The organism is Imperialibacter sp., from assembly GCF_040222815.1.
In the GTDB taxonomy this organism is placed as follows: Bacteria; Bacteroidota; Bacteroidia; order Cytophagales; family Cyclobacteriaceae; genus Imperialibacter.
Genome location: NZ_JAVKCH010000057.1, coordinates 386637 through 405062, shown reverse-complemented (window position 1 = coordinate 405062; position 18426 = coordinate 386637). Strand labels below are relative to the sequence as shown.

Annotated in this window: 19 protein-coding genes and 1 tRNA gene; 6 read left to right on the top strand and 14 right to left on the bottom strand. The window is 46.4% G+C overall.

Going from position 1 to position 18426, the window contains the following annotated elements; genetic code table 11:
* Nucleotides 1–4: 4 nt before the first annotated feature.
* The gene (locus RIF36_RS27800) at nt 5–697 is read right to left on the bottom strand and encodes a response regulator transcription factor (protein WP_350121964.1); all 693 of its coding nucleotides are present in this window, start codon (nt 695–697) and stop codon (nt 5–7) included.
* Nucleotides 687–1955 carry a sensor histidine kinase gene (locus tag RIF36_RS27795; protein WP_350091897.1) on the bottom strand — a complete coding sequence of 423 codons (1269 nt, stop codon included), beginning with the start codon at nt 1953–1955 and terminating at the stop codon, nt 687–689. Before RIF36_RS27795 ends, RIF36_RS27800 begins: the two co-directional genes overlap by 11 nt.
* A gap of 142 nt (nt 1956–2097) precedes the next feature.
* On the opposite strand from RIF36_RS27795, the gene RIF36_RS27790 reads away from it, so the two are divergent.
* From RIF36_RS27790 to RIF36_RS27770, 5 genes are all read left to right on the top strand, one after another.
* Nucleotides 2098–2478, top strand: a complete 381-nt coding sequence (locus tag RIF36_RS27790; RefSeq protein ID WP_350072547.1) for a DUF1573 domain-containing protein — start codon at nt 2098–2100, stop codon at nt 2476–2478.
* Between the two features lie 97 nt (nt 2479–2575).
* Nucleotides 2576–2728: a hypothetical protein gene (locus RIF36_RS27785; RefSeq protein ID WP_350072549.1), complete on the top strand. Its 153-nt coding sequence runs from the start codon at nt 2576–2578 to the stop codon at nt 2726–2728.
* Between the two features lie 95 nt (nt 2729–2823).
* A tRNA-Val gene (locus RIF36_RS27780) sits at nt 2824–2901 on the top strand.
* A 68-nt stretch (nt 2902–2969) separates the two neighbouring features.
* Entirely contained in the window at nt 2970–3887 is a 918-nt protein-coding gene (locus tag RIF36_RS27775) for a hypothetical protein (RefSeq protein WP_350072551.1), read from the top strand.
* A 121-nt stretch (nt 3888–4008) separates the two neighbouring features.
* Complete coding sequence (locus RIF36_RS27770; protein WP_350072553.1) at nt 4009–4839, top strand: universal stress protein; 831 nt, start codon at nt 4009–4011, stop codon at nt 4837–4839.
* Between the two features lie 56 nt (nt 4840–4895).
* On the opposite strand, the gene chrA is transcribed toward RIF36_RS27770, so the two are convergent.
* The 7 genes from chrA to RIF36_RS27735 all read right to left on the bottom strand — a co-directional run bounded on the left by chrA (nt 4896) and on the right by RIF36_RS27735 (nt 11565).
* Nucleotides 4896–6089 carry a chromate efflux transporter gene (gene chrA / locus RIF36_RS27765; RefSeq protein ID WP_350072555.1) on the bottom strand — a complete coding sequence of 398 codons (1194 nt, stop codon included), beginning with the start codon at nt 6087–6089 and terminating at the stop codon, nt 4896–4898.
* Between the two features lie 7 nt (nt 6090–6096).
* Nucleotides 6097–7068 carry an isopenicillin N synthase family dioxygenase gene (locus tag RIF36_RS27760; RefSeq protein ID WP_350121966.1) on the bottom strand — a complete coding sequence of 324 codons (972 nt, stop codon included), beginning with the start codon at nt 7066–7068 and terminating at the stop codon, nt 6097–6099.
* 109 nt (nt 7069–7177) lie between these two features.
* Complete coding sequence (locus RIF36_RS27755) at nt 7178–7636, bottom strand: DUF4399 domain-containing protein (protein WP_350091912.1); 459 nt, start codon at nt 7634–7636, stop codon at nt 7178–7180.
* 88 nt (nt 7637–7724) lie between these two features.
* The gene (recO, locus tag RIF36_RS27750) at nt 7725–8417 is read right to left on the bottom strand and encodes a DNA repair protein RecO (protein ID WP_350121968.1); all 693 of its coding nucleotides are present in this window, start codon (nt 8415–8417) and stop codon (nt 7725–7727) included.
* Nucleotides 8418–8421: 4 nt separating this feature from the next.
* On the bottom strand, nt 8422–10689 hold the full coding sequence (porZ, locus tag RIF36_RS27745) for a type IX secretion system anionic LPS delivery protein PorZ (RefSeq protein ID WP_350149716.1): 2268 nt from the start codon (nt 10687–10689) through the stop codon (nt 8422–8424).
* Nucleotides 10634–11233 (bottom strand): thymidine kinase, encoded by a 600-nt coding sequence (locus RIF36_RS27740; protein WP_350072563.1) that lies wholly within the window; start codon nt 11231–11233, stop codon nt 10634–10636. Before RIF36_RS27740 ends, porZ begins: the two co-directional genes overlap by 56 nt.
* A gap of 8 nt (nt 11234–11241) precedes the next feature.
* Nucleotides 11242–11565: a 2Fe-2S iron-sulfur cluster-binding protein gene (locus tag RIF36_RS27735; protein ID WP_350121972.1), complete on the bottom strand. Its 324-nt coding sequence runs from the start codon at nt 11563–11565 to the stop codon at nt 11242–11244.
* 30 nt (nt 11566–11595) lie between these two features.
* Here RIF36_RS27735 and RIF36_RS27730 point away from each other — a divergent pair, with 30 nt between their 5' ends.
* Nucleotides 11596–12897 carry a DUF8457 domain-containing protein gene (locus RIF36_RS27730; RefSeq protein ID WP_350121974.1) on the top strand — a complete coding sequence of 434 codons (1302 nt, stop codon included), beginning with the start codon at nt 11596–11598 and terminating at the stop codon, nt 12895–12897.
* Between the two features lie 7 nt (nt 12898–12904).
* Here RIF36_RS27730 and rodA read toward each other — a convergent pair whose 3' ends face one another.
* The 5 genes from rodA to RIF36_RS27705 are packed head-to-tail and all read right to left on the bottom strand — an operon-like array spanning nt 12905 to nt 18375.
* Nucleotides 12905–14182: a rod shape-determining protein RodA gene (rodA, locus tag RIF36_RS27725; RefSeq protein WP_350072569.1), complete on the bottom strand. Its 1278-nt coding sequence runs from the start codon at nt 14180–14182 to the stop codon at nt 12905–12907.
* Nucleotides 14151–15983, bottom strand: coding sequence for a peptidoglycan D,D-transpeptidase FtsI family protein (locus tag RIF36_RS27720; RefSeq protein ID WP_152001380.1), 1833 nt, complete (start codon nt 15981–15983; stop codon nt 14151–14153). The genes rodA and RIF36_RS27720 overlap by 32 nt, the downstream gene beginning before the upstream one ends.
* Complete coding sequence (locus RIF36_RS27715) at nt 15980–16504, bottom strand: rod shape-determining protein MreD (RefSeq protein ID WP_152001379.1); 525 nt, start codon at nt 16502–16504, stop codon at nt 15980–15982. The genes RIF36_RS27720 and RIF36_RS27715 overlap by 4 nt, the downstream gene beginning before the upstream one ends.
* Nucleotides 16497–17339 carry a rod shape-determining protein MreC gene (gene mreC, locus RIF36_RS27710; RefSeq protein WP_350091936.1) on the bottom strand — a complete coding sequence of 281 codons (843 nt, stop codon included), beginning with the start codon at nt 17337–17339 and terminating at the stop codon, nt 16497–16499. Before mreC ends, RIF36_RS27715 begins: the two co-directional genes overlap by 8 nt.
* A 7-nt stretch (nt 17340–17346) precedes the next feature.
* Nucleotides 17347–18375, bottom strand: coding sequence for a rod shape-determining protein (locus RIF36_RS27705; RefSeq protein WP_152001377.1), 1029 nt, complete (start codon nt 18373–18375; stop codon nt 17347–17349).
* Nucleotides 18376–18426 lie beyond the last annotated feature (51 nt).

The following is an 18426-nucleotide window of genomic DNA, read 5'->3' as shown; positions in this document are numbered from 1 at the left end:
GCTTTTATTTTACTCTAAGCTGAAAGCCGACGCTGTGATGGTTCTCAATTTGAACATTCGGATCGTGTCGGAGATACTTTCTCAAACGTGATACAAATACGTCAAGGCTTCTTCCGGCAAAATAGTCGTCGTCGCCCCAGAGCTGTAAAAGAATTTCGTCTCTTTTCACCAGCTGATTCTTGCGACTCACCAACATGAAAAGCAAGTCGTTTTCTCTTCGGGTTAGCTTGGTCTCACCGTCTTTGAATCGCAAGCGCAACGTATCGGTGTCGAGTGTATACTCGCCAATGCCTAGCTGCTGAGAAGTTGGCCTTTCTTCGGTAGGCGTGGTTCTTTTAACAAACACAGCGACACGAAAAAGCAACTCCTCCATACTGAATGGCTTGGTGATGTAGTCGTCTGCTCCAATGGAGAAGCCCTTCAGCTTGTCTTCCTGAAGCGAGCGGGCTGTGATGAAAAGGATTGGAACGGATGAATTGGTCGCCCGGATGCTTTTTGCCAATGTGAACCCGTCTACTTTTGGCAGCATAATGTCCAGAAGGCAAAGGTCGAAAGTGTTGGCTTTAAGAAATTGCTGAGCATCCAGTCCATTTGTGGCATGAACCACCTCGTAGCCACCCTGCTCCAGATTGTCCTTTAGCACGAAGCCCAGGCTTGGGTCATCCTCTACTAATAGCAGTTTTGGCCTATTTTTCATGAACTGCTGGGATTTTGATTCGAAAAGTTGTTCCCCTACCGGGTGTTGAACTTACTGTAATGTCACCGTTATGGGCTTTGACTATTTGCTTTACGTAAAACAGGCCCAACCCGAAACCTGAAACGTCCTGCACATCCCCATTTGGCACCCGGTAAAATTTCTTGAAAACGTGTTTCAACGATGGAGCAGGAATACCCCTCCCCTCGTCTTTAAATAAAAGAAGTACGTCGTGGTCAGTGTCGGTAACATCAAGTGTGATGACTGGGGCACCCTCGGAATACTTGATGGAGTTGTCGAGCAAATTGCCCAGCACATTTTGAAAGTGGAGGGCGTCGGCTTTTATCTTACTGTCATTGCAATCGCATTTGAGCTGCCATTTGCCGTTAACGGTTTGCACTTTTTCGCCGGCAGTTTGGTCAAACTCCTTTAGCAGGTCGGCTACCGACTGTACCTCCATGTGCAATTGCAGCTTGTTTTTTTCTACCAACGCTATTTGTAGCACCTCTTCCACATGGCTTTGCAATCTGTCGGCCTCTTTTTCGATCAAAGAAGCGTATTTGTGAAGCCGTTCTTTAGAGTCCTTTTCATTGGCCGACCGGATTACTTCTGCCGATAGCTTAATAGTCGACAAGGGAGTCTTGAACTCATGCGTCATGTTGTTGATAAAATCCCGCTGAATTTCCGAAAGTCGTTTCTGCCTTGTCATCACCACCATGGCGTATGCAAAAAATCCGATCACAAGGAGCAGCCCGCCCGAAGAGTACACCAGAAAGTCCATCCTGCCCAAAAGGTATCCTTGTCTTGAAGGAAACAGCACCCCAAAATAATACTGGTCTTCTTTTAGTGACGGGAAGCTCGCCTTGACCAGCTTCCCTTTGTTTTCTGAAACCTGATTTCCATATACCATGAGTTGCGACTGACAATCGTATATGCCATACTCAAAATCGGTGAAAATATTTCGCTTGTTCAATTCGGCTTTCAAGAAGTATTCCAGGGTTCGGGGCTGTAATGCCTGTGAAGTTCGTACGATATAGTAATTAGCCGATATCTGCTCAATGGGGTTGTAGGCTGGCACATCCAGGCCATCGGTTTGGCACAGCGACTCCACAACATTGCGTAGTGCGAGATGAAGATTATGGTCGAAAGTTCTGGATTCGGCAATGTAGGCCTGCCTGATCCAAAGAAATTGAATCAGCAGAACCCCGGCTACTGAGAGTGCTCCGAGTGAGGTGATAAGCCTGATTGAACGAGTCCTCATGATTCAAAATTAAACAATCCATTGATGAACAGTGTGTCATTAACATTTCATTAACACTTGTTATGCTTTCATTAACAGCCTTTTAAAGCTTCAGTACGGACATTTGAATCATTATTTATTTTTTCACTAAAACACATTAATTATGAAAAAGAACATTGTTGCACTGGCAGGGCTCTTTATTGCCTTTATCGCTCTTTCAAGTTTTCATCCCGCTGATGAATCATTGACATTCAAGGCAATGACTTACGACTTTGGTAAGATCGAAAAGGGAGCTCCCGCAAGCCACAACTTTGATTTCACCAACCCATCCAGTGAGTCAATTACCATCACTAAAGTGACAGCTTCTTGTGGGTGCACCGTAACGGACTATACGAAGGGTAGCATTGGAGAGGGTAGTGAAGGGTTTGTGAAAGCTACTTATAATGCTGCAAAGACAGGGGCTTTTAGTAAGACTGTGAGCGTTTATCACAGTGGCTCCGAGGCCCCTATTGTGCTGACCATTAAAGGAGAAGTAGTAGAATAGTGATATAAGGGTATAGCGTCTGATTTATGTTTCAGCGCTATACCCTTCCCATTTTTTAACCTGACCGAGAAAGGAGCAGACGGTGAAAAGGCAGACCATGAAGTATTTTACCAGCCCAAAAGACCAGCCCACATGGGTTCGCAATACATTGACTATTGTGGCCGTAGTCGTGGGTGTGGTAGTTGGCATAACTGCCATTTTCGAAAAGCCCATCATCAAGGCAGCGACCGACTTTTTTAGCGCTTGCTAATCGGACCTCCCCATTTAAGCCTTTGTTTATTTCGAATTGTTTCTCAAACTTTGCTGGCTAGCAAGTCGCATGTTGCAGCTTCGATGTGTCATTTTGGGAAGTTAGCTCAGTTGGTTTAGAGCACCGCCTTGACAGGGCGGGGGTCGCAGGTTCGAGTCCTGTACTTCCCACCAATGCAGCCGATAACAACCCGGGCTTTCAGATGCTTAGTTTCTACCCAGCCTCTCTAAACAAGGTTTTGATGTCATTTAGAATCGCTTTTTATGCCCTTTGCTTTATAGCTTTGGCAGCTTGCCATGGCAAAAGCGATAGGAGTGACTATGCTGAGGAAAAAGCGAGAGCACCCTTCGAGGCGGCTACCTCAATGGGAATCATAAAAGAAAGTAGCCTCGATGAGATTTCAGGGATAGTGGCCAGTCAGAAATACCCCGGCTTTTATTGGGTGCACAATGATAGTGGCGGCAGTCCTTCCGTTTACCTGATCGATAGTCTTGCTCAGCTCAAAGCTGAAGTAAGGTTGGAGGGAGTGATCAACCGTGACTGGGAGGATATCGCCATTGGTCCAGGGCTGGACGAAGGCTATTTGCTTTACGTTGGTGAAATTGGTGACAATAGAGCTGCTTATGGCAATTATTCAATCTATTCGTTTCCAGAACCTGAATTGAATATATCCGAAGGCGTTCAATCCCTCGGTATCAGCGATTTTTCCACCTATCAATTTCAGTACCCTGATGGTGCCCGGGATGCGGAAACCTTGCTGGTCGACCCCACCAATAGTGACATCATTGTTATATCTAAAAGAGGGGACAATGTTATTGTTTATCACTGGCCTTTTGCGGAGCAGACCCCCGAACCTTATGTGCTGCACAAGGTGGGTGGCATCCCGTTCTGGATGATTGTGTCGGGAGACATATCGCCAGATGGACAGGAGCTTTTACTTAAAAACTACGAGTCGATATTTTACTGGAAGAAGGAGCCCGGCGTTCCCTGGCTGGAAGCGATCATGACGAACCCTCACAGACTTCCGTACCAACCGGAACCACAGGGGGAGGCCGTTGCGTTTACAACAAGCGGCCGTGGCTACGTCACGCTAAGTGAAGGAAAAGGTTTCCATGACTCTCAGCACCTCTATTTCTACCGAAGAAAAAGTGAGGAATAAACGTTATTGGGTTTACACAAACTGACCAATGTCAGGTTTTCTGAATATTGAGGTCATGTCAGGGGGAATTGGGAAGCTTTAAGTTTACTTTTAATTAGCAACCTTGTAATCCGACAAAGACATGAACATTAAGAACATACTTGTACCGACAGACTTCTCTCCGTGTTCGAAGAATGCTGTTAGAATTGCAGTAGGCCTTAGCAAGAAGCTAGGTGCTAAAATCCACCTTATCAATGCCATTCATGTGCCAACGCCGCATATGGACATCGGCGGCCAGGCCATTATTGAACCAATGCTGGAAGAGTACGAGGAGGAAATTGACAAGAAATTTGACGCTTTGGACGAAGAAATTCCAGGGCTGAAGGATGTTAAGCATGATCATAGAGCCTATGTATCTTTCACCATTGACGCTATTTATACGGCGATGGAAACCAAGAAAGTTGATATGATTGTGATGGGCACAAAAGGCAGTCATGATACGCTTGAGAAGTTGCTCGGAGGAGTAAGCAGTGAAGTAATTCGAATTGCTGATGTGCCGGTGCTGGTGGTGCCTGAAACTACCAAAGAATTCAAACCAAGGAAGATTGTATTTGCCGCTGACTTTAATAAGATCGAGTCAATAGGACGGCTAAGTCCGCTCAAGGATATTGCCGAGCTTTTCGAAGCTGAAATCACAATCGTCAATGTTACTGAGGATGACAAATTTCCATTTAGTCGCCTGGTGGAGAGCTTCAAAGTCGACAAATTTCTTAAGAACATTAAGCACTCTTTCGAGACTACAAAGAATGATGATGTAAGAGCCGGGCTTTTTGAATTTGCCGAAAAAAACTCAGCTGACATGATTGCCATGATGCCTAGAAAGCATTCTCTTTTTGAAAAGATTTTCAAAAGCAGTGTTACAAAAAAAGTAGCCATGGGTGTCAAGGTGCCTTTGCTCACCTTTCACGAGTAACACAATATAGATGGCTATTTGGCATCAAGACCCTGAGTACAAGCACTCAGGGTTTTTTATTGGCCTTTGAATACAAAACCCAGGGCAAAGCCAATAAGAATTATAATGGGGCGAGGCATTTTAGTGAACTGAAGCACCAGGAAAGTAATAATGATCACCAGAATATTGAGGAGGTTTTGCTCCAGGGGCTGGTAAAGCAAAAAAGCCGCTGCCACTACCATGCCCGCACTGGCGGCGTTGATCCCCTCCAGTGAGGCTTTCACAGGCCGGTATTTTTTAAGCTGATCCCAAAATCTGGATACGAAGAAGATCAGGAAAGTGCCTGGGAGAAACACACCTATGGAGGCGATAACTGCACCCATTATTTCACCGCTTGTCCCCCATTCCCGCATGGTAAGAGCTCCGATAAAAGCACTGAAAGAAAAAGTAGGGCCCGGAATCGCTTGTACCAGGGCGTAGCCAGAAAGGAATTCCTCTGAGCTGAGGTAGCTTTTGAATTCCACAAACTCCGTATACAGAAAGGGAACAAGTACCTGCCCTCCGCCAAAGATGAGGCTTCCGTTCCGGTAAAAGTTCTCAAATAACCTTATTGGCAGCGTGATGGCCTGGTACTTTGTCGCTGCGCCAAGTAGCGCTGCAAATATCAGCACGCCTCCCCAGAGGAAAAAGTTGGCCCATACGATGTTTATCTTTTGACGCTCTTCTTTTTCGTGCCTTTTGTATTTGGTGGAAGAGATTACTCCACCTGCTAGCAGAAGTACGGGGAACAAATAGGGGGAGCTGATAAAATAGGAAATTACTGCTGATCCAATCGCTAAAAAAATGCTTGTCCGGCTTTTTACCACCTTGCCCCAGATAAGCACGGCTGAATAAGCCACAAAGGCAATCGCCATGGGCTGGATGAACCGGGTAAAATGTAGGCTGAGCTCTTTCACCTGCAGGCTGTTGATCAGGATGGCGGCCGCCGTCATAACCGTTACAGCCGGCAAAATCCAAACCAGCAACGTCAGATAGGCCAAAGGCGGCCCGCCTCTTTTGAAGCCTATGGCGGTAATTGTTTGGGTGGAGGTGGGGCCCGGTAGCAGGTTGCACAGCGCATGCAGCTCAATCAACTCCTCTTCTGTTAAATATGCCCTGAGCTTCACCATCCTGTCGAGAATGATGGCAAAATGTGCTTGTGCTCCACCAAACGAGGTTATGGCGAGGATGAAAACGTCTTTGAGAAAGATGAAATTGCGAATATTGCGCATGGCAATACTATTTCTTGAGGCCTATTTCAGCTAGCCTCTGGTGGAGGAAGGCTCCAGCTGTTATGTCATCGTATTTTTTGGGATGTTCACTATCAACACAGCTTTCCAGGCAGGTGAGATCCATGTCGGACCGGGGATGCATAAAAAACGGAATAGAATACCTAGAGGTATGCATGAGCGCTCTTGGAGGGTTTACTACCCGGTGGATAGTGCTTTTAAGCTTGTCGTTGGTCAACCTGGCGAGCATATCGCCCACGTTCACAACCAACTGCTCAGGTAGTGCCGTAATTGGGATCCACTTTCCGTCCCGCCTCAAAACCTGGAGGCCGTCTGCGCTGGCTCCCATCAGCAGCGTAATTAGGTTGATGTCACCATGTTCGGCCGCCCTTACTGCATCGGCAGGAATGGCGTCGGGATTCTCAATCGGAAAATAATGAATCGGTCTCAGGATACTGTTCCCATTTTTTACCTTTGATTCAAAATAGTCTTCCTCTAGCTCAAGATACAATGCAATGGCTCTCAGCATCGCTCTTCCTGCATTTTCAATAGTTCTGTAAGCTGTCAGGGCAATTCCTTCGAATTCTGGAATCTCTTCAGGCCAAATATTGTCAGGGTACTCCTCTTTGATCGGGTCGTTGTCGGTTACTTCCTGGCCGATATGATAAAACTCTTTTAAATCGCCGGTCGACCTTCCCTTCGCATGCTCCTTTCCCTTGGAAATATACCCCCTTTGACCAGCCAGCTCCGGCTTTTCATATTTTTGTTTTACTGCGTCAGGTTCGTCAAAGAACTTCTTGATGATACTGTAGAGCTTTTGCTGTAATTCGTCGGTCAAGCCGTGATTTTTGATAGAAACAAAGCCTATGTTGTTGTATGCTTCCCCGAGTTTCTCAACAAATTTTTTCTTTTTTTCAGCGTCTCCGGAAGTGAAATCAGCCAAATCGAGAGAGGGAACCGCATCAAATAGGACCTGGGCCATAGTTGCTTGTATTTTGTATAATGATAGTGAAAAACGAAAAAAAAAGCCACCATACTTAGTCAACGTGAGTTGGAAGCTAGCATGGTGGCTTTTAGCTGTTTTATAGAAATTACTTCACCGTAATCTTGATGCTGGCGGCCATGTCAGGGCCATACGATGTGTGTACTCCATCAGCAAATTGCAGCGAGATAGTGTAGTCGCCTGGAGCAAGCTCAAGCTGAGTGTCAGTCTGTCCTTTGCCAAAATGAATGGTTGAATCACTGGCAGGAATTACCTCACCTTTTGGCCAAAATTCCTGATTGATAAGTATGTGATGATGGCCAAATCCTTCTTTTACCTGTCCTGCTGGTTCAACCTGCATGCCTTCCACACCCATTTCCACAAATACAGGGCTGCTTACCGTGGCTCCGTCGGCAGGAGATTTGAAAAACACCCGGGGCTTAACTGCTTCGGCAACGGTTTCTGTTGCTTCCGGAGTGCTGGCCGTCTCTTCTGTGTTTTCTGTTTTTGGACTGGAGCATGCATATACACCAAATGCTACCATAGCTCCTAAAAGAATTTTTCTCATAATTGACAATTTTTGTTGGTTCGTGTAAAATTATAACTCTTACCACGAAATAACCATCATAGCAGCAAATAGATTCGTGAGGTAAAGCTTAATGAAGAATTTGTCGCAAGACCTCCACCGACTTGAGCGAGCCCAGAGTGCCAAGGTGGTGATCGTAGAAGCTGATGACATTTTTCAGAGCCTCTCTTTTAATCTCCAGGGTGGTTTTCTTTTCGTGAGCGTAGGGAGCGTTGTACAAAAACTCAATAAACTCCAGCACCTCTTTCGAGAGCAGATCACTTTTCGTCAGGTGATACACCTGCTGGTACAGGTCTTCGGTGTTGACCAGGTCGAAGCCCAGGTATTGCGTAAGCTTGACAAGAAACTGTAAATGAAAGCTTTCAAAATTGGCAGTTAGCGTATCGAACTCTTGGAGGGATTTTGCTACGAAATCAAACTGACCGGCGTGATCATGCTCGTTTTCCCTTACGATCTTGCTCAGTACCTCACCCAAAAAGATGCCGATAGTGGTTTTTCGTATTTCAAAGGGAATATGTTGATACGGATAAAAACACTTTATTTCTGAAATACGATTGAGTTGCGCTCCGTCTTTATGATAGATTACCAAATCCAATAATGTGAGTGGCTGGTATAGCGCCATCTTTCCTTTTGATTTGGCCGACCTTACTCCATTAACAATGTAAGACTGCAAACCAAAATCCTCGGTATAAATGCGGGAGATAATCGACGTGTCCCGGTACTTGATGTAGTTGATAGCTATGCCACGGGTTTTCTGTAACATGCCTTTAGTTGATTACGGCTATTTTGCCGACTACAGATTGGCTGCCGTCTCGGGTAGCAGCAAACACAATGTAAATGCCCGAAGCAACCCTGGTTCCGTTGTAGTCGGCCAGGTTCCAGGTCGCCGTTCCGCCGGTGCTGACCATTTCTCTGACCAGGCGACCTGCTTCGTTGGTGATTTTAACAACTGTGTCGTAGGCGAGACCCTCGATGGCCACCACACCATTGAAGCCAGGCCTTACAGGGTTTGGGAAGATTTTTGCTTTTTGCACGACTCTGCTCGGAGCTGTTGCCGTTGTTCTGTACGACAATAAGCCGCCGGAAGTAAGCACGAAGAGCTCACCCGAGCTATTATTAATTGTCAATTGCTGCACATCGTTGGCGGCTAACGGGCTACTTTCTCTTGTAAATGAGGTAAGCGTTCCTACCCCATATTCATCTAGAAGGAACAAGCCTTTGTCTGTGCCAATCCACTTTCTGTTTGCGCCGTCTATTTCTATCGCCTGAACAGGTTCGTCGTTCAATACAAAAGCGTTCTCTGCCACCGGATAGGAGATCAAAAGATCGACTGGGTCTAACACCTCGTAGGTGTTGGCTACAATGGCCAGGCCGCCTGATGTAGCCAGCCAGGTGTAGTCGTCTTGGTCGAAAGCGATGTCAGCCACTGTTGACGAAGGAAGGCCAGATCCTGTGTTAATGATTCTGTATTCTTTCGAGTCGATGTTGAAAACTATTACACCGCTATTTGAGGAGTGTGGCAAAATTCCCCAGAAATCGCCGTAACTGTTTTGCTGAAGGGAAACGGCTGGCGGCAATGTGTCCGGGATAAAGCTAAGAGGCTCCCAGCTTCCGTCGGCAAGCATCAACATGTACTTGTTGCTGGCCTGATTGGAGCAGATAATCAGGTTGTTATTTTGATCCACGGCCATGGCCGTAACTGGCACAAAGCCGTTGGTCGCTTGAATGAGGCTGCCCGGCGTTTGGTGGTCGATGAGCTTACCTGAGCTGTTTTGAATAATGCCTTTTCCATAGACCAGGACATAATAATCGTCGGGGTCACCTGCCGAAGCAATCGAAGAAGCATCCTTAAAGAGCGAAAGACTTCCTGACAGAACAGGCTCCCAGCCCTCCTTTGTGAAAGTCGATACTGAAGCGTTTCGGTTAAAAGGAATAAGGCCATTGTACTCAAAACCACCACTCAGGGTAAAAACTTTATTCCCAATCGCCGAAACATCGGCAATGGCACTTTCGAACGGGCCATTCACCACGTGATAGGTGATTCCCTCTGCGGTAGACTTACCCAAACCGTTTTTTTCATCTGCAAACCAGATGGTTCCCTCGTCAGCAAAGGCGTCTGCCACCACAGTGCTGTTTCCCAGGGTAAAGGCGGAGGTTTGGCCATTCACAGATCGTTTGGAGACTTGATTCCCTTTTCCATAGAGCAACTCTCCATTTTGCAGCGTGAGAAACTCTGGTTTTGTAGTAAAAGAGATTTCTTTCCAGCCACTTCCTTCATTTACCCATAACCGCCCTTGCGTGCTGGCAGCGTAGGAAATTTCATCCGAAACTTCAATGAAATCAATTTGGCTCACCCCTTCAAGCGATCGCTTCCAATTGCGGAAGTCCAGTAGATTAGTATTGTTTCGGCGGCCTGAAATAATGCCGGCTGTGGTAGCAAGCACAATGCTATCTCCTTTGATGCCTCCATCCAGAATGCCTACGCTCGTTCCGTTTCTTCCCAGCTCCCGATAGTCATTCACAACCTGAAATGAGTGCAGGTCAATTTCCAGCATGCCAAAGCTGGTAGTGGCGAAAAAGGTTTCTTCCCCGACGAAGATATTGTTAATTACTTTACTGGAAGTGATATTGGCACGCATCAGGTCGTTGACATTAATAGTCTCTGACTCTTTGAGGATATCAATATTGCCATTGGCATAGCCAATGAGAAGAGAGCTGCTTGACTCATGCGCCGCAAGTGCTGTGATACCCACATCGCTTAAACCATTGGCTTTGGTGATTTTTCTGATAGCCATGTTTTCACTGTCAACCTCTATCAGGCTATGAAAGGCGTTGCTGTAGATTCGTTCCTTTAGCTTGACTACTCCATATCCCTGGTTATAATTGAAGTGCGTTCGCCACTGCCCCACAGGTATGTCGTTTTGCCCTTGGGCAACAGCGGTCAACAGGAGAAGTGCAAAAGAGACTAGCGAACTTTTTCTATTTCTTGTCATTACCCATAGCTTCCCAAAAGCATTTGCGGCACCTTGCTTCATAGGCTTCTTTTTCACCGAGCATTATTTTATTGTTTCCCAACGAAGTACGATATGAGTAGGAAGCAACGTCGCCACAGTTCATACATATTGCGTGAATTTTTGTCACAAATTCTGCGACAGCCATTAGCTGTGGCATACAGCCAAATGGCTTGCCCATAAAGTCCATATCGAGGCCAGCCAGTATCACTCTCTTGCCTTTATTTGCAAGTGCTACACTTACGTTAACGATTTCGTCATCAAAAAATTGAGCTTCGTCTATGCCTACCACCTGGCTCTCTCCGGCCAGCAAAATAACATCGTCGGCAAATTGTACAGGGGTTGACCGGATGCTTCGGTCGTTGTGCGACACCACATTTTTGTCGTGGTATCTTTTCTCAATGGCAGGTTTGAATATCTCCACTTTCTGTCCAGCAATTACCGCCCTGTTCAATCGCCTGATGAGCTCTTCTGTTTTACCCGAAAACATGGAGCCACAGATTACCTCAATCCAGCCCGACCGACGGCTTTCCCTTCCCGACCCTTCTAAATGTGGCTCTATTAGCATTCTTTCCTTTATCCTGTGTAGTCAATATGCGGGAATTTATTCTCATCCGCTACACTTATTTCAATATCGTTCGAGACCCTGCACTGGCAGGCAAGTCGCTCATTGCTTTCCAGCCTACCCATTTCCACATACTTTTTTTCCGCTTCGGTCAGTTCACCAAGCAATGCCAGCCCTTCATGAACGATCGCCTTGCAGGTTGTACATCGCCCTTTGCCGCCGCAGGCGTGCATCCAGTCAATGTAGTTTTCCTGCAAAATAGAAAGGAGGGTTCGGCCACTATTTTCGCTGAATAGGCGTTTGTTATTCAGGTTTTGTATAACGATCTTGGGCATAAAACTAGCTTTGCAAAAGAAACAAAATATATGCGGGAGAGCAAACTGAATCATGAGGCTATAGAAGCGTTTGCTGAATTGTTTACAAAGAGAGCTTGTGATTCTTTCTTTGAAGGCACTGATACTATTTCGGGGAAGGAAATAGTGGATTTAACTCCTGTAAAGCAGGTGAATTATTTTGTGTTGAAAATTCTTTTTCGCAAATGGCAAAAAGAGACGCTGCGCCTACAGAGCCCCTATTTTAATTATAAAAATGAGGATGTTCGCAAGGCTCTTCTATCATTTATGAATGCGCTTTCCCAGCAGATAAAGGTTAATAGGGTGAACTTTGAGCCTTTGCTACAGCAAGCTACCAGGGAAGCAATTTTACTGATTGTGTCTCCCTACGATTTTTTCAGAGAGGAATTGACCGGGCACGAAAGCGGCAAGCTGAATGACAAGTATTTGAAAAACAGTTCAAAATACATTAAGGTCAATCAAGAAATTTTTGAAAGCTATGTGGCGCTTTTTGGGGAGAAAGCGGAGGGCGACTTGTCGCATGACGACGCTGTTGTCTTACTCGATGAGCTTTTTGCTGCTGGAGACCTCTCCATTGAAAACCGCCAGGAGTATGAGGAGAGGTTTAGCGAAGTAGCACAGGTTGATTTCTCAACTTTTGTAGAGGAGGAGGATTCGTCGGAAGAAGATGACGACGACAATGATGATGATTTTGATGAAAATCCGGAAGAGGAAGAGAGTGAAACCTCAGAAGACGAGGACGATGATAGCTCAATGACTGTGGAAGACAGAGGCCCAGCCGAAACTGCAGAAGAGGACGAAGATGATGAGTTGATACGTTTTGTTGACGAGGAGGAAGGCGAGGAGGAAGACGAGAAACCCTCCTATGATGCCCTGGAAGAAGTGCAGGAAACGCAGGCAGAGGAGGAGGTTAAGGGCAAGGGTTCATTTGAGTTTTTGGGAGATGAAGAAAGCGATGATGACGCTGAGCCGGATGCTGCACCCTTGAACAAGCAGTTTTCGTCTGAAAAAACGCCGCTCCATGAGCAACTAAAAGCCGAGCAAAGGCCTTCTTTGGCTGAGGTGCATCAAAGTCAAAAAATTGATAGCATAGCTGGCAGCATTACGGTTAACCAACGTTATATGTTTGTTAACGAGTTGTTTGACGGTGACAGTGATGTTTTTCTGGCCGCAATGAAGAAAGTGGAGGGCTGCGATAGTTTCGACGATGCTGTTGAACTCCTTATCCAAACCTATTCCAAAAAACTGGAATGGGACATGAACGCTCCTGAGGTAAAGGAGCTCCTTAAAATTGTCTTCAAAAAGTTTCGCTAGCCGTCTTTCAAGATCTTGTGAAGATTTGCATGCGGTGTGCGTCCAGCTTCAAAAAGATAAACAGCAATATGGTGAATGCCCACAGTGAGGAGCCGCCATAGCTGAAAAAAGGCAGTGGAATGCCAATAACAGGAAACAGCCCGATGGTCATGGCAATGTTAAAGGCAAAGTGAAAGAACAAAATGGACGCTACCCCATAACCATATACCCGGGCAAATTTGGATTTTTGGCGTTCAGCCAGCTGGGTAATTCGCAGGAGCAGCGCTAGAAAAGCGGCGATCAAAATAAGTCCACCAAACCAGCCGTGCTCCTCTCCAACAGTACAAAAGATATTGTCCGTGCTCTGGTCTGGCACAAAGTCGAACTTCGTTTGTGTGCCTTGCAGGTAGCCCTTACCAAACAGGCCACCAGAACCAATGGCAATCTTAGACTGGGTCACCTGCCAGCCAGCGCCGAGTGGATCAGCGTTCGGGTCGATGAGTTGCATCACCCGTTTTTGCTGGTGGGGCTTCAGCACTTTGTTCATAATAAAATCGACACTCTGAACAAAGCCAAACATGAACACAGTCGACACGATGACAACGCCAATTTTTTTGATATTTCTGCCAGACAATGCCGCAGCCAAAAGACCGAGCGTTAAGAGCCCGATAATGAGCACCAGCTTATTCACCAGCAGTGTAAGAATGAAAAGGAGCACGAATGCAAAGCCAATCATGAAGAAGACAGGGCTTAGCCCTTCCCTGTAAAGCACAATGATAAAGCAGGCAAACACCATGGCAGTTCCGGTGTCGCCCTGTAGCAAAATCAGAGCCGCTGGCACGGCAATAATGCCCAGGCTCATCAGTTGGGTGCTGATTTTCTCGAACTTGATGGTTGGCTGGCTGAGAAACTTTGCCAGCGCCAGTGCAGTCGCAAATTTTGCAAACTCCGAAGGCTGGATGCCAAAAGCACCTATACCAAACCACGATTTGGAGCCCTTCACCTCGGAGCCGAAAATAAGCACGCTGACAAGCATGACCACAATGACACCCAGCACAATGAAGGCAAATGAGTCGTAAAACCTGAAATCAATAATGCTTATGACGAGGATAATTAGGACGCTGGTACTGATCCAAATCAGCTGGCGGCCTGAGTTGATGCTGAAATCAAAGATGCTGGCGCCGAGTTCATCATCGTACACAGCTGCATATATGTTTAACCACCCCAGGAGCACAAGGAGGAAGTACAGAGAGACTGCGAGCCAGTCAAACTGGTTAGAGGTTAAACTTAGCCTTCTCGTCCGCATCTAGAAAATCTCCTTTTAGTACGTAGGGTTCCATTCTCAACTTTGCCTTTTCTCCCTTGAGGTATTTTTCGATAATAAGGCCGGAGATAGCTGCTGCCGCTCTTGCGCCCTGGCCTGCATTTTCTACGTACACTGACACAGCAATCCGTGGGTTATCCATCGGCGCAAAAGCGATGAAGGCCGAGTGATCGGGGCTATTGGCGTTTTGTACGGTACCGGTCTTACCACAAACGATGATATCGTCCAGTTTGGCTCTGTATTGGCCAGTGCCGTGTTCTACTACGTTATGCATGGCTTCAACAGCAATATCAAAGTATTCGGGATTGATACCGGTGTGGTGCTGCACTTCATATTCCGGCCTGGGCTTGCCTGTGTCGCTTATCGCTTTTACGAGGTGAGGGGTGTAATAGTAACCACGATTGGCCACGGTGGCAGTAAAATTGGCCATTTGCAGCGGAACGACCAGGTTCTCGCCCTCGCCTATGGCAATGGAATAGATGTTAGAATATTTCCAGGGTTGATTGTTATAAGCCCTGTCGTAGTAAGCTACGTTGGGCACCATACCACCTTTTTCATTGGGTAAATCTATTCCCAGTGTGCTGCCAAAACCAAAGTTGGCTACTCTGCCCCGCCATTTCTCAAGCCCAATTCGGGTATCTTCGTAGGTATCCCTGGAGACATCCTGATTCACTACCCGCTTCAATACCTGATGAAAATACGGATTGCAAGACATGGTGATGGCCCCCAGCAAATTCTCAGATGGGCCATGATAATGGCAACCAATCACACTCTGGTTGCAGGCGATCACCGTGTTGGGGGTAATCACTCCTTCCTGCAAGCCGATCATGGCCTGCATGATTTTAAAAACTGAGCCGGGTCGGTACATGGCCATCAGGGGCCTGTTAAAAAGGGGAACCAGACTGTCTTGGGAAAGCTTCGTAAAGTTGGTGCCAAAATCCCTGCCGCTCAACACCGCCGGATCGTACGACGGACCAGACACAAAAACCAGGATTTCCCCAGTGGCTGGCTCAATGGCTACAATGCTTCCCACTTTTCCTGCCAATAGCTTTTCTGCATATTGCTGAAGCTCAATGTCCAGGGTTGTGGTAATGTTTTCGCCAGGAATACTTAATGTGTCGTATAACCCGTCTTTGAAGCTCCCCTTATCAACCCCACGAACGTTAACAAGTTTGTACTTCACACCTCTTTTGCCTCTCAGTTCTCTCTCATACGACAACTCGAGGCCGCTGATGCCGATGTGGTCTCCCTGGCTATAGTAACCAGTGCGGTCAGCGTCAAGTTGCCTTTTGCTAATTTCACCAGTATAGCCCAGGGCGTTGGCGGCGCTTTTTGTGGTGTAGCCCCGCACTGTTCTGGCCGACACATAAAATCCGGGAAAGTCGATGAGGTAGTCCTGTGTTTTCGCAAATTCTTCCGGCGACAGAAGGTTCACAATTTTTGATGCCTTTATGGGGCTGTATTTTCTCGCTGCATTTAGCCGTTCGATCAAGTCAGCTTTGGATATATTGAACAGGCGGCAGAACTTGGCGGTATCGAGGTTTTCGATTTCCTTGGGCACACCAAGAATATCATACACCGGGCTGTTGTACACCAGCAGTTTGCCATTGCGGTCATACACTTCGCCCCTGTACGGATACTCAATTACCTTTTGAATGATGTTACTATCAGCAGCACTTTTGTAGCTGGTGTCAACTATCTGGATAATGAACAGCCTGACGAGCAGGATAACACCCACCAGCACCATTCCAGTTTGGATATATAGTTTTCTGCTATCGTTCATAGCCGGCTACCTTTCTGAGGCATTCTTATATATAGTATGATCAAGCTCACCACAAGTGTGAAAATTGAACTCATAGTTGCTTTACCTAAAGTTACCCAAAACATCCCCAGATTTCCTGCTTCTATAAAGAAAAGCGCTACATGATGGATAAAGATCAGAGGAATAAAATAGGATAGTACCCATCCCCAACCCAGCTCGGCAGCCGATATTTGCGTTCCAGCGTCGTACCCACCGCCTGGAGTTAGTATTCTGATCAGCCCCGGTCGCAAGTACATTACTAACACAGCACTGGCCGCATGAATTCCAGGCGTGTCATAAAAAGTGTCAATTGAGATTCCGTACAAAAAACCAGTAGCCATTAATGCTATGGCAGATACCTCAAGAGGAATAAGAAGCAAGGGTAGGATATAGATGAAGCAAGATGAATAGTTGCCCAAAATGAGGTTTTTGAGAACAGTCACCTGGAGTAATCCAAGAATAATAAATGCGGCAGCCAGACTTATGTAATTGCTTCTATTCATAATCTGGAATAGTTACTTGTTCGAGTGAGTCTTTTTCTTCGGCCAACAGATTTTTCACTACATACACGTATCTGAGACTGTAGAAGTCGGTAGCGAGCTTCACCTTAACTGTGTAAAACGTGGCGTCATCAGAAATAGTAAATTCTGAGATGGTACCTGCCTGATAGCCTTCCGGGAAAATGGTATTGAATCCGGAGGTAACAATGGTGTCTCCCACCTGGAGGTTTACATGTCGGGGGACGTATTGCAGATCAGCGTAAAGGGCATCTCCCGATGTCCAGCGCAAAGTGCCGTACACCTGATTTCGTTTGACGGCCGTGGATATCAAAAACTCAGTGTGCAGCAGCGAAATCACCGATGAAAAATGCTTCGAAGAATATTTTACTTTGCCCACAATTCCCTGGGGCCCTACCACACCCATACCCGGGACTATGCCGTCATCCGACCCCTTGTTGATTGTAAGATAGTTGTTGACCCTTCTAGTGGAATTATTGATGACTTTGGCAGCCAACATTTCATATACATAATTAGATGAGTCTATTGAAACTGAGTCAACCCTGATCGGGTCTATTCCTTTGGGGGGTTGATTCAACAACATTTCGTGCAGTTGGCGGTTTTCTTCAGCCAGTTGTGCGTTTACCTTACCCAGAGAGAAGTAGTCAGATACATTAGATGAAACGCTCAGCACATTGGCGGCCAGCCGGTTGGACGAGTTGAAAAACTTCGCCCCCAAATAGCTTCTGTCGTTTAAGACCAGCCAAAAACTTATTACCTCTAAAAACAGAAAGGTTAGAAAAGCCCTATTTCGGTAGAGAAATTGGAATAATGAATACATTCAATGGTTAGGTCATCAAAACCGCTTTGTATGCATTAAGATTTTTCAAGGCAAGGCCGGTTCCTCGCACAACAGCTCTTAATGGATCATCTGCAATGTGGATCGGAAGTTTAGTTTTCATGGCCAGGCGCTTGTCGAGACCTCTCAGCAGCGCACCGCCACCCGTCAAATGAATGCCGTTGTCATAGATGTCCGCAGAAAGCTCCGGAGGGGAAATTTCCAAAGCTTTGAGTACGGCTTCTTCTATTTTCGATACAGACTTGTCTATGGCGAAAGCGATTTCAGAATAGGAAATCTTGATCACTTTTGGAATGCCCGTCATCAAGTCACGGCCTCTGATTTCAAAATCTTCGGGCCCTTCGTCGAGTTCAGTAAGGGCCGAGCCAACTTCGATCTTTACTCTCTCAGCGGTACGCTCACCAATCAGCAGGTTGTGCTGGCGGCGCATATAGTCGAGAATGTCTTTGTTGAAGGTGTCGCCGGCTACCCGGATCGACTGGTCGCACACAATGCCCGAAAGTGCGATGACAGCAATCTCAGTGGTACCACCTCCGATGTCCACTATCATGGAACCAACAGGTCTTTCGATGTCGATGCCAATACCGATGGCCGCAGCTATCGGCTCCGGAATCATGTAAACCTCTTTGGCACCGGCGTGCTCAGCGGAGTCACGTACCGCTCTTTTTTCCACTTCAGTAATGCCGGACGGGATGCAAATAACCATCCTGTGGGAGCTTGGGAAAAAGGACTTACCACCCTGATGGATCATTTTGATCATGCCTCTGATCATGTGCTCAGCAGCATGGAAGTCGGCAATCACGCCGTCTTTTAACGGACGGATAGTTTTGATGTTCTCGTGAGTTTTTTCATGCATTTGCATGGCCTCACGTCCTATCGCTAATACTTTGTTGGTGTTTTTGTCAATGGCAATAATCGAGGGCTCGTCAACTACAATTTTGTCCTTATGAATGATAAGGGTGTTGGCCGTGCCCAAGTCTATGGCTATATCGCTGGAGAAAAAATCTAAGAATCCCATTGTTTATTTTAATTCGCTCAATTACGCTGAAAACGTGTCGAAAATACAAAT

Bases quoted from the DNA above. Each gene is read 5' to 3' on its own strand.
- RIF36_RS27795 (WP_350091897.1), bottom strand. From the start codon at position 1,955: ATGAGGACTCGTTCAATCAGGCTTATCACCTCACTCGGAGCACTCTCA.
- RIF36_RS27715 (WP_152001379.1), bottom strand. From the start codon at position 16,504: ATGAATAGAAGCAATTACATAAGTCTGGCTGCCGCATTTATTATTCTT.
- recO (WP_350121968.1), bottom strand. From the start codon at position 8,417: ATGTTACAGAAAACCCGTGGCATAGCTATCAACTACATCAAGTACCGG.
- RIF36_RS27790 (WP_350072547.1), top strand. From the start codon at position 2,098: ATGAAAAAGAACATTGTTGCACTGGCAGGGCTCTTTATTGCCTTTATC.
- RIF36_RS27720 (WP_152001380.1), bottom strand. From the start codon at position 15,983: ATGAACGATAGCAGAAAACTATATATCCAAACTGGAATGGTGCTGGTG.
- porZ (WP_350149716.1), bottom strand. From the start codon at position 10,689: ATGAAGCAAGGTGCCGCAAATGCTTTTGGGAAGCTATGGGTAATGACA.
- rodA (WP_350072569.1), bottom strand. From the start codon at position 14,182: ATGCGGACGAGAAGGCTAAGTTTAACCTCTAACCAGTTTGACTGGCTC.
- RIF36_RS27785 (WP_350072549.1), top strand. From the start codon at position 2,576: ATGAAGTATTTTACCAGCCCAAAAGACCAGCCCACATGGGTTCGCAAT.
- RIF36_RS27705 (WP_152001377.1), bottom strand. From the start codon at position 18,375: ATGGGATTCTTAGATTTTTTCTCCAGCGATATAGCCATAGACTTGGGC.
- RIF36_RS27740 (WP_350072563.1), bottom strand. From the start codon at position 11,233: ATGCTAATAGAGCCACATTTAGAAGGGTCGGGAAGGGAAAGCCGTCGG.
- RIF36_RS27770 (WP_350072553.1), top strand. From the start codon at position 4,009: ATGAACATTAAGAACATACTTGTACCGACAGACTTCTCTCCGTGTTCG.
- chrA (WP_350072555.1), bottom strand. From the start codon at position 6,089: ATGCGCAATATTCGCAATTTCATCTTTCTCAAAGACGTTTTCATCCTC.
- RIF36_RS27755 (WP_350091912.1), bottom strand. From the start codon at position 7,636: ATGAGAAAAATTCTTTTAGGAGCTATGGTAGCATTTGGTGTATATGCA.
- RIF36_RS27760 (WP_350121966.1), bottom strand. From the start codon at position 7,068: ATGGCCCAGGTCCTATTTGATGCGGTTCCCTCTCTCGATTTGGCTGAT.
- RIF36_RS27730 (WP_350121974.1), top strand. From the start codon at position 11,596: ATGCGGGAGAGCAAACTGAATCATGAGGCTATAGAAGCGTTTGCTGAA.
- RIF36_RS27800 (WP_350121964.1), bottom strand. From the start codon at position 697: ATGAAAAATAGGCCAAAACTGCTATTAGTAGAGGATGACCCAAGCCTG.
- RIF36_RS27775 (WP_350072551.1), top strand. From the start codon at position 2,970: ATGTCATTTAGAATCGCTTTTTATGCCCTTTGCTTTATAGCTTTGGCA.
- mreC (WP_350091936.1), bottom strand. From the start codon at position 17,339: ATGTATTCATTATTCCAATTTCTCTACCGAAATAGGGCTTTTCTAACC.
- RIF36_RS27735 (WP_350121972.1), bottom strand. From the start codon at position 11,565: ATGCCCAAGATCGTTATACAAAACCTGAATAACAAACGCCTATTCAGC.